General features: G+C 73.8%; 14 protein-coding genes. 9 read left to right on the top strand and 5 right to left on the bottom strand.

The genetic code is table 11. The features are described 5' to 3' along the window. The first annotated feature begins 277 nt into the window (after positions 1–277). The gene (locus QK440_RS39160; protein WP_282798034.1) at positions 278–796 is read left to right on the top strand and encodes a DUF6328 family protein; all 519 of its coding nucleotides are present in this window, start codon (positions 278–280) and stop codon (positions 794–796) included. Positions 797–907: 111 nt separating this feature from the next. On the opposite strand, the gene QK440_RS39155 is transcribed toward QK440_RS39160, so the two are convergent. Further along, positions 908–1,339: an ATP-binding protein gene (locus QK440_RS39155; protein WP_282798033.1), complete on the bottom strand. Its 432-nt coding sequence runs from the start codon at positions 1,337–1,339 to the stop codon at positions 908–910. Between the two features lie 263 nt (positions 1,340–1,602). Between QK440_RS39155 and QK440_RS39150 the strand changes: the two genes are divergently transcribed. Together QK440_RS39150 and QK440_RS39145 are read left to right on the top strand one after the other, a co-directional pair. Next, positions 1,603–2,463, top strand: a complete 861-nt coding sequence (locus QK440_RS39150) for a helix-turn-helix transcriptional regulator (RefSeq protein ID WP_282798032.1) — start codon at positions 1,603–1,605, stop codon at positions 2,461–2,463. Positions 2,464–2,472: 9 nt separating this feature from the next. After that, entirely contained in the window at positions 2,473–2,697 is a 225-nt protein-coding gene (locus tag QK440_RS39145) for a DUF397 domain-containing protein (protein WP_282798031.1), read from the top strand. Between the two features lie 79 nt (positions 2,698–2,776). Here the strand turns inward: QK440_RS39145 and QK440_RS39140 are convergent, their stop codons facing one another. Next, a complete protein-coding gene (locus tag QK440_RS39140) occupies positions 2,777–3,913 on the bottom strand; it encodes an 8-amino-7-oxononanoate synthase (protein WP_282798030.1) in 1,137 nt (378 codons plus the stop codon). Between the two features lie 176 nt (positions 3,914–4,089). Between QK440_RS39140 and bioB the strand changes: the two genes are divergently transcribed. From bioB to QK440_RS39120, 4 genes are all read left to right on the top strand, one after another. Continuing rightward, entirely contained in the window at positions 4,090–5,385 is a 1,296-nt protein-coding gene (gene bioB, locus QK440_RS39135) for a biotin synthase BioB (protein WP_282798029.1), read from the top strand. Further along, entirely contained in the window at positions 5,378–6,685 is a 1,308-nt protein-coding gene (locus tag QK440_RS39130; RefSeq protein WP_282798028.1) for an adenosylmethionine--8-amino-7-oxononanoate transaminase, read from the top strand. Before bioB ends, QK440_RS39130 begins: the two co-directional genes overlap by 8 nt. 58 nt (positions 6,686–6,743) lie before the next feature. Next, positions 6,744–7,526, top strand: coding sequence for a dethiobiotin synthase (bioD, locus tag QK440_RS39125; RefSeq protein ID WP_282798027.1), 783 nt, complete (start codon positions 6,744–6,746; stop codon positions 7,524–7,526). Positions 7,527–7,760: 234 nt separating this feature from the next. After that, positions 7,761–8,468, top strand: a complete 708-nt coding sequence (locus QK440_RS39120) for a class I SAM-dependent methyltransferase (protein WP_282798026.1) — start codon at positions 7,761–7,763, stop codon at positions 8,466–8,468. A gap of 67 nt (positions 8,469–8,535) precedes the next feature. Here QK440_RS39120 and QK440_RS39115 read toward each other — a convergent pair whose 3' ends face one another. From QK440_RS39115 to QK440_RS39105, 3 genes are all read right to left on the bottom strand, one after another. Further along, positions 8,536–8,898, bottom strand: coding sequence for a VOC family protein (locus QK440_RS39115; protein WP_282798025.1), 363 nt, complete (start codon positions 8,896–8,898; stop codon positions 8,536–8,538). 262 nt (positions 8,899–9,160) lie between these two features. Beyond that, a complete protein-coding gene (locus QK440_RS39110; protein WP_282798035.1) occupies positions 9,161–9,499 on the bottom strand; it encodes a fic family toxin-antitoxin system, toxin component in 339 nt (112 codons plus the stop codon). Positions 9,500–9,535: 36 nt separating this feature from the next. Next, positions 9,536–9,763 carry an antitoxin gene (locus tag QK440_RS39105; RefSeq protein WP_190134657.1) on the bottom strand — a complete coding sequence of 76 codons (228 nt, stop codon included), beginning with the start codon at positions 9,761–9,763 and terminating at the stop codon, positions 9,536–9,538. Positions 9,764–9,929: 166 nt separating this feature from the next. Between QK440_RS39105 and QK440_RS39100 the strand changes: the two genes are divergently transcribed. Together QK440_RS39100 and QK440_RS39095 are read left to right on the top strand one after the other, a co-directional pair. Beyond that, on the top strand, positions 9,930–10,820 hold the full coding sequence (locus QK440_RS39100; protein WP_282798024.1) for an ABC transporter ATP-binding protein: 891 nt from the start codon (positions 9,930–9,932) through the stop codon (positions 10,818–10,820). Between the two features lie 10 nt (positions 10,821–10,830). Then, on the top strand, positions 10,831–13,398 hold the full coding sequence (locus QK440_RS39095) for an ABC transporter permease (RefSeq protein WP_282798023.1): 2,568 nt from the start codon (positions 10,831–10,833) through the stop codon (positions 13,396–13,398). The last annotated feature ends 128 nt before the right edge of the window (positions 13,399–13,526 follow it).

The raw sequence follows: 13,526 nt of genomic DNA, 5'->3' as shown, positions 1-13,526 counted from the left end.
GGGGGGCCGGTCCCGGGGGGGGGGGGGGGGGGCCCCCGGGGGGGCCCGGCCCCCCCCCCCGCCCGGGCCCCCCCCTCGCGCGGCGGCCGCCGCCCGCCCGCCACCGGGCGGGCGGCCCCCGCCACCCGGCGTGCCGAACGGGTGGCGGACTCTTGAGGCTCCGGGCCCCACGGACCCCGGAGCACCCGGGCCCCGCGGAGCCCGTGTCACCCGCCCGGCTCCGCCGCCGGGCCGTCACGACGGGCGTGGAGCGGCCTCGCGCGGATACTCGGGGACCATGGCCGATCATCGCCCCCACTCGTCGGGCACCCCCAGACCGGGCTCCTCCCGGCGCACCCGCAACGAGACCCCGCTGGAGCGCGCCGACCGCAACTTCGGCGAGCTGCTCCAGGAGCTGCGGGTCACGCAGACCGGCGTACAGATCCTCTTCGCCTTCCTGCTCACGCTCGCCTTCACGCCCCGCTTCCCGTCGCTCGACAGCGTGCAGCGCCACACGTACGTCGTCACGCTGCTGCTCGCGGTGCTCGCCGCCGCGCTGTTCACCGCGCCCGCCGCGGTGCACCGCACGCTCTTCCAGCGCGGCGCCAAACCGCTGATCGTGCGGGTCTCCTCGAAGCTCGCCGCTGTGGGCCTCGGCGTGCTCGTGCTCGCGCTGACGGGCTCCGTCCTGCTCGTCGTCGACGTCGCGGCGGGCCGCACGGAAGGGGTGATCGCCGGTGTGGCCACCTTCCTGGTCTGCACCGGGCTGTGGGGCGTGCTGCCGCGCGCGATCGGGCGGGCCAACGGACGGCTGTGACGCCGTCGGCGGGTGCCGTCGCGCGGGGCGCCGCCCCGGTGGTCGCGGGGTGCCGCCCCGGTGGTCGCGGGGTGCCGCTCCGGGGGTCGTGGGGCGCCCCGCCGGGAGGGCTCAGCCCTCCACCGGCACCGTCCAGGGCAGGGTGATCCACACCGTCTTGCCGCCCTCCGCCGTCCGGCAGACCGAGAGTCTGCCGCCGCACTCGGCGGTGAGCCAGCGGATGATCACCATGCCTCGGCCGTTGTCCTGCTGCACGGCGGCGGGCAGCCGCTGCGGAAAGCGGGGGTGGCTGTCGGTGACCCCGATGTGCAGCCGCTCGTCGCGGTCGAGCTGGACGTCCACGGTGAACGTGGGCGAGAGGCCCGAGGTGTGCTGCACCGCGTTCGTGGCGAGCTCCGAGACGATGAGCCGGACCGTGTCGGCCACGTCCGCGTCCGGAGGCAGGCCCCACTCCGTCAGGACGTCACCCACGTACTGACGGGCGGAGGAGACCGAGACAGGGTCGCTCGGCAGGGTGACTGATGCTTCCTGGTGGTCTGCCATGACGGCGCCGTCCCTTTCCCGCCGGGACCGGTACTCCGACGCGTGGCGGAAGCACTCAAGGACCGTCCCGGAGCTGGTGCTATGCGTCAGACTGCCACTGTCACGCGGGCCGCGCCCGGCGATCCACCGAGATGTGCATATATCTGTCGCTCGAAGCGGTGAACTCTGCGACGGCAGACCGTATTTGGGCGTAACACTGGCGGTTCCCCCGCCGTCCTCTACGGTTGGCGCGGACTTCCGGCGGAACGCAGAAGGAGACAGCCATGCAGTACGGCCCCGCGGTGCGCCGGCGCAAGCTCGGCGCGGAATTGCGGGCGCTGCGCGCCGAGGCGGGCCTCACCAGCGGCGAGGCCGCCGCGCTCGTCGGCTGGCACCAGTCGAAGGTCAGCCGGATCGAGACGGGCCGCAGCGGTGTGAAGGCCGCGGACGTACGGCTCCTGCTGGAGACGTACCAGGTCAAGGACCCGCACCTGCGGGAGCTGCTCGTCGCCCTGGCCGGCGGCGGGGACGAGCACGGGCGCCACCACTGGTGGCACGCCTACCGGGGGTTGCTGCCGCCCGCGTACCGCGACTTCATCAGCCTGGAGTCGCAGGCCTGCCGGGTGCGCACGCTGGAGACCACGGTGGTGCCCGGCCTGTTGCAGACCCCGGAGTACGCCCGCGCGGTGACACGTGCCGCCCTCGCCGGGATGCCGGAGGAGCAGGTCGAGGCGCTGGTGCAGGTGCGCCTCGCCCGCCAGGACGTGCTGCGCAGCGAGCCGCCGCTGCGGCTGAGCGTCATCCTGGACGAGGCGGTGCTGCGGCGGCAGGTGGGCGGGCCCGAGGTGCTTTCCGGCCAGTTGCGGCGGTTACTCGACGCGGCCCAGTTGCCTCAAGTGCGGCTTCAGGTGCTGCCGTTCACCTCCGGCGAGCACATGGGCCTGATCAGCCCTTTCGTTATTCTTTCCTTTCCGAACATTTCTGATCTGGATGTGGTTGTTCTCGACCACTTGACGAGTAGCCTCTACCTCGAACGGAAAGAAGACCTTCAGGCGTACACCGACGCCTTCAACTCCCTCCAGGGACAGGCGCTTTCCGTTCAGGATTCAATGGATTACATCGCCGTTTTAGGCGACGGCGCGTAAGGAGGCACCATGACTGCACTGCCTCGGTCCGTTCCCTCCAGCACGTCTCTCAGGGGCGCGCGATGGTGGCGCAGCAGCCGCAGCAACGGAATGAACAACTGTGTGGAGACCGCCTCGCTCGGCTCCGGCCCGCTGGCGGGCCTGCTCGCCGTGCGCGACTCGAAGAGGACGGCCGGCCCGGCCGTCCTCTTCTCACCCACGGCCTGGGAAGACTTCATCGACGCCCTTCGGTGAAGCCCCCTCGGCCCTGAGATGAGGCCCGAGTGAGTGCGCCGGACCCTGGGCCCAGGTCGTAGGTGCCAGATCTCGTGTGTCAGGGTGCGGTGCGGCTGATCACACCGACGACCTCGGCGAGTTCCTCGTCGCCCAGGTCGGCGCGGGCGGTCAGCCGCAACCGCGAGACGCCGTCGGGGACCGACGGCGGACGGAAGCACCCCACAGCGACACCGGCGGCCCGGCAGTCGGCCGCCCAGCGCACCGCCGCCGCGGGCGACGGGGCGCGTACCGAGATGACGGCGGCGTCCGGACGGACCGCCGAGAACCCCTCCCCCACCAGCAGCTCGTACAGCCGGCCCGCCACCGTGCGCGCGCGGGCGGCGCGCTCCGGCTCGCGGCCGAGCAGCCGCAGGGCGGCCAGCGCCGCCCCGGCCGCGGCGGGCGCGAGGCCCGTGTCGAAGATGAACGTCCGCGCGGTGTTGACCAGGTGGTCGATGACCCGGGCCGGGCCGAGCACGGCGCCCCCCTGACTGCCCAGGGACTTCGAGAGCGTGACGGTGACCACCGTGTCGGGCGCGCCCGCGAGTCCGGCCGCGTGCGGGGCGCCCCGGCCGCCGGCGCCGAGCACGCCGAGGCCGTGGGCGTCGTCGACGACCAGGCCCGCGCCGTACTCCCGGCAGCCGGCAGCGAGTTCCCCCAGCGGCGCGGCGTCGCCGTCCACCGAGAACACCGAGTCCGTCACCGCGAGCGCGGGCCCCTCGTGGGTGGCGAGCGCCTTGCGCACCGCCTCCGGGTCCGCGTGCGGCACCACCTGGGTCGTGCCGCGCGCCAGGCGGCAGCCGTCGATCAGGGAGGCGTGGTTGCCCGCGTCCGAGACGATCAGCGAGCCGTACGGGGCGAGTGCGGTGACGGCCGCGAGGTTCGCCGCGTACCCGGACGACAGGACGAGGGCGGCCTCGGCACCGCAGAATGCCGCCAGCTCGCGCTCCAGTTCGGCGTGGAGTTCGGTGGAGCCCGTCACCAGGCGCGAGCCGGTGGCGCCGCCGCCCCAGCGGCGGGCCGCCGCGGCCGCCGCCGCGGTGACCTCCGGGTGGCGGGCGAGGCCCAGGTAGTCGTTGCCCGCGAGGTCGAGCAGGGGGGATTCGGCCGGGCGCGGGCGCAGGGCGCGCACGAGCCCGGCGCGCTCCCGCTCCCGCGCCCGTTCGTCGATCCAGTCGAACGGCGCGCTCGCCATGGGGCCTCCAGGTCGTCGTCCGCACGGGCGGTGCGAAAGGATGCGTTTGTAGACAGTGCACAGACCCTAGCCTCCGCGCCACCGGGCCATGGTGTGGCAATACCCACACCTGCTCCGGGTTCTGTTGTGTGGTTTCTCCATGGTCAGAGAGACTGCCGTACGTCAGGATCAGCGCCATGGATCTGCTCAACACCTTGGTGGACAAGGGGCTTCGGCGGGAAGCGCCGACCCGTGACGAGGCGCTGGCCGTGCTCGCGACCTCCGACGACGAGCTGCTCGACGTGGTGGCGGCGGCCGGAAAGGTGCGGCGCCACTGGTTCGGGCGGCGGGTGAAACTCAACTACCTGGTCAATCTGAAGTCCGGCCTGTGCCCGGAGGACTGCTCGTACTGTTCGCAGCGGCTCGGCGCGGACACCGGCATCCTGAAGTACACCTGGCTGAAGCCGCAGGAGGCGTCCGAGGCCGCGGCGGCCGGGCTCGCCGGCGGCGCCAAGCGGGTCTGCCTGGTGGCGAGCGGCCGGGGGCCGACGGACCGCGACATCGACCGGGTCTCGGACACCGTCAAGGCGATCAAGGAGCAGAACGAGGACGTCGAGGTCTGCGCCTGCCTCGGGCTGCTCTCCGAGGGCCAGGCCGAGCGGCTGCGCGGCGCGGGCGTCGACGCGTACAACCACAACCTGAACACCTCGGAAGCGACGTACGGCGCCATCACGAAGACGCACACCTACGCCGACCGGGTCGACACCGTGCGGAAGGCGCACGCGGCCGGGCTCTCCGCCTGCTCGGGGCTGATCGCGGGCATGGGCGAGACGGACGCGGACCTCGTCGACGTCGTCTTCTCGCTGCGCGCGCTCGACGCGGACTCCGTGCCGGTGAACTTCCTCATCCCCTTCGAGGGCACCCCGCTGGCCAAGGAGTGGCACCTCACGCCGCAGCGCTGCCTGCGCATCCTCGCCATGGTGCGGTTCGTCTGCCCGGACGTCGAGGTCCGCATCGCGGGCGGCCGCGAGCTGCACCTGCGCACGCTCCAGCCGCTGGCCCTGCATCTCGCCAACTCGATCTTCCTCGGCGACTACCTGACCAGCGAGGGCCAGGCGGGCAAGGCCGACCTGGAGATGATCGCGGACGCCGGGTTCGAGGTGGAGACCACGGAGCAGGTGACGCTGCCGGAGCACCGCCGCGGCGGAGGCTGCGGTTCCGTATGCGGCTCGGGAGAGGCGGAGCCGTGCGGGGCCGAGGCCGGGGCCGGGGAGGCCGCCGGGATCGCGGAGACCGCTGGGGCTGTGGGGGCCGCTGGGGCTGTCGGGACTGCCGGGGCTGTCGGGACTGCCGGGGCTGTGGGGGCCGCCGGGGGTGCGGAGGCCTCCGCACCGGGCGCCGCCGCGGCGGGGACGGCCGTGCCCGGGGCGCGCACGGACCTGGTGGCGGTGCGCCGCCGGGGCGCGGGGACGGACCTGGCGCCCAATGCCTGACCCCGTGCTCGACGTACAGCGCGTCCTGGAGCTCGACCGGGCGCACGTGTGGCACCCGTACGGTCCGATGCCCGGACGACAGGAACCCCTGGTCGTGGAGTCGGCCGCGGGCGTGCGCCTCAGGGTCGCCGGCGTCGGCGAGCTGATCGACGGCATGTCCTCGTGGTGGTCGGCCATCCACGGCTACAACCACCCCGCCCTCAACGAGGCGGTGCGCGGGCAGCTCGACCGGATGAGCCACGTGATGTTCGGCGGGCTCACCCACGAGCCCGCCGTGCGGCTCGCCAAACGGCTCGTGGACCTCACGCCCGAGGGCCTGGAGCACGTCTTCCTCGCCGACTCCGGGTCGGTGTCCGTCGAGGTCGCGGTCAAGATGTGCCTCCAGCACTGGCGCTCCCTCGGCCGGCCCGAGAAGCGGCGGATGCTCACCTGGCGCGGCGGCTACCACGGCGACACCTGGCAGCCCATGGCGGTGTGCGACCCGCAGGGCGGCATGCACCACCTGTGGCAGGGGGTCCTGCCGCAGCAGGTCTTCGCCGACCTGCCCCCGGCGGGTTTCGACGCGTACGACGAGACGTACGCGCAGCATCTGCACGACCTGATCGGGCGGCACGCGCACGAACTCGCGGGCGTCATCGTGGAGCCCGTGGTGCAGGGCGCGGGCGGCATGCGCTTCCACTCGCCGCGGTATCTGCGGGCGCTGCGGGAGGCGTGCGACGCGCACGACGTGCTGCTCGTGTTCGACGAGATCGCGACGGGCTTCGGCCGCACGGGCGCGCTGTTCGCGGCGGACCACGCGGCCGTGACGCCCGACGTGATGTGCCTGGGCAAGTCCCTCACCGGCGGCTATCTGACGATGGCGGCGACGCTGTGCACGGCGCGCGTCGCGGAGGGCATCGCGCGCGGCGAGGTGCCGGTGCTCGCGCACGGCCCGACGTTCATGGGCAACCCCCTGGCGGCGGCGGTGGCGAACGCGTCCATCGACCTGCTGCTCGGCCAGGACTGGCAGACCGAGGTCAAGCGCATCGAATCCGGTCTGCGCGCGGGCCTCGCCCCGGCCACCGACATCCCCGGGGTCCGGGACGTCCGGGTCCTGGGCGCCCTCGGCGTCGTCCAGCTCGACCACCAGGTCGACGTCGAGGCGGCCACGCGGGCCGCGGTGCGGGCGGGGGTGTGGCTGCGGCCGTTCCGCAACCTCATCTACACCATGCCGCCCTACATCACCTCGGACGACGACGTGGCGCACGTCGGACAGGCCGTCCGCGCGGCGGCGCGCGCGAGCACGGAGGCACAGGAGTGAGCACGCGAGGCAGAGAAGTGAGCTGGCGAGGTACGGGCATGAGCGAGGAGGGCGCGGCGTGAGTGTCGTCGTGGTGTCCGGGACGGGCACGGAGATCGGGAAGACGGTGACGACGGCGGCCGTCGCCGCGGTGGCGCTCGCCGCCGGGCGCAGCGTCGCCGTCCTCAAGCCCGCGCAGACCGGGGTCGGCCCCGGTGAGCCGGGGGACGTCGACGAGGTGCGGCGGCTGGCGGGCGAGGGCGTCACCGGCCGCGAACTCGCCCGCTTCCCCGAGCCGCTGGCCCCGGCGACGGCCGCCCGGCGCGCGGGGCTCGCCCCCGTCACGCCGACCGAGGTGGCCGAGGCCGCGGAGAAGCTCGCGGCCTCCCATGACCTCGTCCTCGTCGAAGGGGCCGGAGGCCTGCTCGTCCACCTCGACGACACGGGGGCGACCCTCGCGGACGCGGCGCGGGAGCTGGGGGCGCCGGTGCTCGTCGTCGCCACGGCGGGGCTCGGCACGCTCAACGTCACCCGGCTGACGGGTGAGGCGCTGCGGGCGCGGGGGCTGGAGACGCTCGGCGTGGTCATCGGGAGCTGGCCCGCGGAGCCGGACCTCGCGGCCCGCTGCAACGTGGCGGAGCTGGGCCCGATGGCGGGCGCTCCGCTGCTCGGCGCGGTGCCGGAGGGGGCCGGGGTCCTAGGCGGGGAGCGGTTCCGGGCGGAGGCCGCGGGGTGGCTCGGGGCGGAGCTCGGGGGGACGTGGGAGGCGGGGGCGTTCGCTGTTGCTTCTGTTTCTCCTGCTCCCGCTGCTGCTTCTCCTACTCTCGCTTCTGTTTCTGCTTCTGCTTCTGCCGCTCCCTGACCGGTTCTGGTCGGTTCGGCTCCGTCCTGAGCCGTTCTGCCTGTCCGCTCACTCGCTCCCTCGCTCCCCGCTCCCCCGTTCACCCGCTGTGCCACGGGCCCGGGTGAGCGGGGAGTTCGGAGCGGGTGAGCGGGGAGCGCCCTGCTGTGCAGCGGGGTGCGTCCGCCGCGAGGCGGAAGGGTTGCCACCGGTCCGGCGTTCGCGGACAGGGCGCGCGGCGCCGGTTGGGCCGCCATGGGAGGGGGGAGATATCAGCCATCCACCCTCCGTGAGGAGGCCGCCGTGCCGACCGCGAAACCCGCCGTCCACCACCCTCTCTTCGCCCGCTTCTACGCCCGCGTCAGCGTCGCGTCCGAACCGGCGGTCGCCCCGCACCGCGCGGAGCTGCTGACCGGGGCGTCCGGCCGTGTCATCGAGGTCGGCGCCGGCAACGGGCTGAACTTCCCGCACTATCCCGCCACCGTCTCCGAGGTCGTCGCGATCGAACCGGAGCGGCTGCTGCGGCAGTTGGCCGTGTCGGCCGCACTGCGCGCGGACGTACCGGTGGACGTGGTGCCGGGGGCCGCGGAGGCGCTGCCGGTCAAGAGCGAGGCCTTCGACGTGGCCGTCGCCTCGCTCGTGCTGTGCAGCGTACGCGACGTCACGCGTGCCCTCGTCGAGCTGCGGCGGGTGCTCCGGCCCGGCGGTGAGCTGCGGTTCTTCGAGCACGGCCGGGCGCCGGGCGCGGCCCACGCCCTGGCGCAGCGCGCCCTGGACCGCACGGTGTGGCCGCTGCTGTTCGGCGGCTGCCACACCGCGCGGGACCCGGTGGGGGCGCTGCGCCGGGCCGGGTTCGAGCTGGGCCCCTACCGCCGCGTCCGGGTACCGGCGAAGGGCCCGGGCCTGCCCACGTCGTCGTGCGTGCTCGGTACGGCGCGACGGCCGCGGGAGGACGGGGACTGAGCGGCGGCCGGGGGCGCCTCGGGCCGGTGTGAGGACGGAGCGGCGGCCGGGGGCCTCGGGCCGGTGTTCAGATCGGCTGGACCAGGTTCACCTTGTTGCCGTCCGGGTCCCTGACGTGCGCGACCCGCTGGCCCCACGGCATGTCGTTCGGCGGGCCGAGCACGGTGCCGCCGAGTCCCTCCACGTGGTCGAGCAGGGCGTCGACGTCCGGGACCAGGACGCTGAGCAGCGACCGCTGTGGTGTGTCGAGGGGAGCCTTCTCGTCGGCCACGAGGCCGAGCTCCGAATCCCCGACGCGCAGCGCCACGAAGAAGACGGGCCCCTCGTCCGGGACGCGGGTGGTCTGCTCGGCGCCGAGGAGCTGGGCGTAGAAGGACTGGAGCCGGACGACGTCCGGGGTGACGAGCATCGGCTGGATGGTGGCGGACATGTCCGGCCTCCTGAGGTCGTGGAGGGTGCACGCTTGTACGAGGGTGACCGCCGGGGCGGGCGGAACTCATCGGTCCACGCCGCGCGCCGCACGCAGGCGCGCGGGTCGCGCAGGCCGCCGCGTACGCGGCAGAAGTACGCGGGGCGCGCAGGCCGCCGGGGCAGGGCCAGGGCATTGAGGCCGCCGGGGCAGGCCGGGTAAGCCGAGCGATCAGCCCCTGTTCATCCGGCGGCGGCAGCCGTCCATCCCGCCCCGCCGGGCGTCAGCTGCTCCACTGGCGCAGCTCCCGCGCTATGTCCCGCACCCCCGCCCCGCCCTCCTTCACCAGGCGGGCGAGGTCCCGTACCTGCTCAGGGGAGGTCAGCACCTTCACGCCGCTCGCGACGAGGTACGCGTACGCGACGGACACGGCGAAGAGCGCGTTCGAGCGCTCCAGGGCGGGCACGTGCAGCAGGACCTGGAGCAGGGCGGCGGCGCGGTCGTGCGGGCCCTCGTAGACGGGGACATCGAAGATCTCCGCCTGGTGCCGGGCGACGGCCGCCACCAGGGCTCCCCAGTCGGCGACCTGGGGGTCCCCCGGAGTCTTCTGTTCGGCGACCATGAGGAGCCAGGCGAGGTCGATGCGCAGGTTCAACGGTCAGCGACGACCTTCGCGGTCCGCGCCGAACTCCTCGGCGAAGACGGACTCGTACTGCTTCATGAAGTCGGCGGCGGCCTCCACGAACGTGTGGCCCTGCCGACCGACGTCCTGCTTGACCAGCTCCTCGATGTACCGGTTCACGCTCATGCCGCGGGCCGTGGCCCGCTCGCGCGCGGCTCGGGCGGTGTGTTCGTCCACCCGCACGTTCAGCTGCGTCTTCGCCATGCCCTCACGCTAGCGTCGCCGCGCTAGCACCGACAAGGGGCCCCGGAGGGTGCCCCTTACATACGTCTCGTGGCCCGACCTGCGACGGATACCGGACGCTCCGCGGTGCCCCTACCCTCACAAGCCCCTCCGCGCTCCGCGGACGGTCACAACCAGGGAGGCGGCCGTGTCCACACCTGCTTCGACGCCGGAGACCGAACTCGCCGAGCCCTCGGGCACCGCCGCCCGCGCCCGCGGTCTGACCAAGGCGTACGGCTCGGGCGAGACCGCGGTGCTCGCCCTCGACGCGGTGGACGTGGACATCGCCCGGCGGCGGTTCACGGCCGTGATGGGGCCCTCCGGCTCCGGCAAGTCCACGCTGATGCACACCCTCGCCGGGCTCGACTCGGTGTCCGCCGGCCAGGTGTGGCTGGGCGACACCGAGATCACCGGGCTGAAGGAGCGCGAGCTGACGCGGCTCAGGCGGGACCGCGTGGGCTTCATGTTCCAGTCGTTCAACCTGATACCGACGCTCAGCGCCCGCGAGAACATCACCCTGCCCATGGACATCGCGGGCCGGCGCCCCGACACGGAGTGGCTGGAACACGTCATCGACACGCTCGGGCTTCGCGACCGGCTCCGCCACCGGCCCGCGCAGTTGTCCGGCGGCCAGCAGCAGCGGGTCGCCTGCGCCCGGGCCCTGGCCTCCCGGCCGGAGCTGATCTTCGCGGACGAGCCGACCGGCAACCTCGACTCACGGGCGGGCCTGGAAGTCCTCGGCTTCCTGCGCGAGGCCGTGGACGCGCTCGGCCAGACGGTGGTGATGGTGACGCACGACCCGGGTGCGGCCGCCCACTCCGACGTGGTGCTGTTCCTCGCCGACGGGCGGATCGTGGACGAGATGGCAAGGCCGACGGCCGAGGCGGTCCTTGAGCGCATGAAGCGCTTCGACGTCTCGCAGGGCACCGCCCGCGCTGCCACCCCCGGGAAGCCCGGCCCCGTGCCGAGCGCCGCTCCCCCGCCACCCGCCCCCGACGCCCACGCCGCTCCCCCGGACGCCGAACCCCGTCAGGGCTGAGGGGGCCGCCGTGCTGAAGGCCACGCTCCGCAGCTTCCTCGCGCACAAGGGGAGGCTCGCCCTCTCCGCGCTCGCCGTGATCCTCTCGGTGGCGTTCGTCGCGGGCAGCCTGATCTTCTCCGACACCGTCAACCGCACCTTCGACCGGCTCTTCGCGTCCACCTCGGCCGACGTCGCGGTGACGCCCAAGGACGACGGCCTCGACGAGAGCCTGCCGACCGGGCGCACCCCGACGCTCCCCGCGCGCGTGGCGCGGCAGGTGGCGAAGGTCGACGGCGTCGCCGCCACGTACGTCGACGTGTCCGTGGAGAACATCACCGTCGTCGACAGCGACAACGAACCGGTGGGCCCGACGAGCGGCGCCCCCACGGTCGCCGTGAACTGGTACCAAAGCGAGCGCAGCCCGGTCGAGCTGACGTCGGGGCACGCCCCGCGCGGCCCCGGCCAGGCGCTGGTCGACGCGGACACGGCCGACAAGCGGGACGTGGGGATCGGCGACACCCTGCGCGTGCTCGCCGCGCCCGGCTCCGTCGAGGTGAAGGTCGTCGGCATCGTCACGTTCCGCACCACCAACCCCGGTGCCGCGCTCGTCTTCCTGGACACGCGGTTCGCGCAGACCGCACTGCTCGGTGACGAGGACGCGGCGACGAGCATCGCGGTGGACGCGGCACCCGGCGTGAGCGACGCGGAGCTCAAGCGGCGCGTCGCCGCGGAGCTCGGTCCGGCGTACGAGCTGGAGACCGCCGACGAGCAGGCCGAGTCCGCCGCGGCCGAGCTCGGCGGGTTCCTGGACGTCGTCAAGTACGTGATGCTCGGCTTCGCCGGGGTCGCCGTGCTCGTCGGCGTCTTCCTGATCGTCAACACCTTCTCCATGCTCATCGCGCAGCGCACCCGTGAGCTGGGGCTGCTGCGCGCGCTCGGCGCCGACCGCCGGCAGGTGCGCCGCTCCGTGCTCATCGAGGCCGTGCTGCTCGGCGTGGTCGGCGCCACGCTCGGGCTCGGCGCGGGCATCGGGCTCGCCGCCGCGCTGATCGAGCTGATGGGCCTGCTGGGCATGAACCTGAAGTCCACGGAGATGGTCATCGGCTGGCCCACACCCGTCGTCTCGTACGCCGTCGGGGTCGGCGTCACCTTCGTCGCGGCCTATCTGCCCGCGCGCCGGGCCGCGCGGGTCTCGCCGATGGCGGCGCTGGCGGACGCCGAGATCGCCGGGGTGGGGCGGCCGCTGCGGCTGCGGGCCGTCGTCGGCGCGGTCGTCGGCGCGGCCGGTGTCCTCGCGCTCGTGGGCTGCGCGGTGGCGGACAGGACGGCGACGTCGGCCTCGCTGCTCGGCCTCGGCGTGGTGCTCACGCTCGTCGCCACCGTCGTCGCGGGCCCGCTGCTCGTCCGCCCCGTGATCCGTGTCCTTGGCGGCGCCTTCCCCGCCGTCTTCGGCTCCGTGGGCCGGATGAGCCAGCGCAACGCGCTGCGCAACCCGCGCCGCACGGGCGCCACGGCGGCCGCCCTCATGGTCGGACTGGCCCTCGTCGGCGGCCTGTCGGTGGCGAGCGCCTCGATGACCAAGTCGTTCGACGAGCAGATCGACAAGACGCTGGGCGCCGACTTCGTGGTGCAGAGCGGCAGTTGGCTGCCGTTCCCGCGGGAGGTCACCGCCGCGGTGCGGGACACCGAGGGCGCGGGCACGGTCGTACGCAACCGTTTCACGCCCCTGGAACTGCGGATGCCGGACGGCAGAACCGTGAAGTCGACGGCCGCGGGCTACGAGAAGGGCCTCGACGAGGTCGTCAACCTCACCTTCGCGGAGGGGAGTTCCGCGCGGGCGCTGGCTCCCGGGCACATCGCCATGGACAAGGGCTTCGCCGAGGACCACGGCGTACGCGTCGGCGCCGAGCTGTCCGTGCGGTTCCCGAAGGAGCGCACGGCGAAGCTGACGGTCGGCGCCCTCACCGACCAGGAGACCGCGGAGGCTCCCGGCATGAGCGGCGGCCTCTTCATGGGGCTCGGCACGCTGGAGAAGTACGTGCCCGGCGGCCAGGACACCGCCGTGTACGTCAACGCGGCCGAGGGCACCGGCGCCGAGGCGCTGCGCGACCGGCTCGACGCCGCGCTCGACCCGTACCCGCAGGTACAGGTCCGCGACCAGGCCGACTACAAGAAGCTGATCCGCGAACAGATCGCCGTGATGCTGTACCTCGTGTACGCGCTGCTCGGCCTCGCGATCATCATCGCCGTGCTCGGCGTGGTCAACACCCTGGCCCTGTCGGTCGTCGAGCGCACCCGGGAGATCGGGCTGCTGCGCGCGATCGGGCTCGCCCGGCGGCAACTGCGGCGCATGATCCGGCTGGAGTCGGTGGTCATCGCGGTGTTCGGCGCGGTGCTCGGGATCGCGCTGGGGCTGGTGTGGGGGGTGTCGACGCAGCAGGTCCTGGCGTTGCAGGGGCTGAAGGCGTTCGCGGTGCCGTGGTCGACGGTCGTGGCCGTGGTGGTCGGCTCGGTGGTGGTGGGCATCGTGGCGGCGCTGCTCCCGGCGCTGCGGGCCTCGCGCATGAACGTCCTGGAGGCGATCGCGCACGAGTGAGGCGGGGCGGGGGCGGGTCGGGGTGCGTCTGGCCGCGGCGCGGGGGGGGGGGGGGGGGGGGGGGGGGGCGCGCGCCCCCCCCCCCCCCCGCCACCAACACCCGACACGACAACCCCAACAGACGGAGG

The sequence above is a fragment of the Streptomyces sp. CC224B genome, assembly GCF_030010595.1.
Lineage (GTDB): Bacteria > Actinomycetota > Actinomycetes > Streptomycetales > Streptomycetaceae > Streptomyces > Streptomyces longispororuber.
Note: the sequence above shows the minus strand (reverse complement) of the source record. Positions and strands in the feature narration are given on the sequence as shown.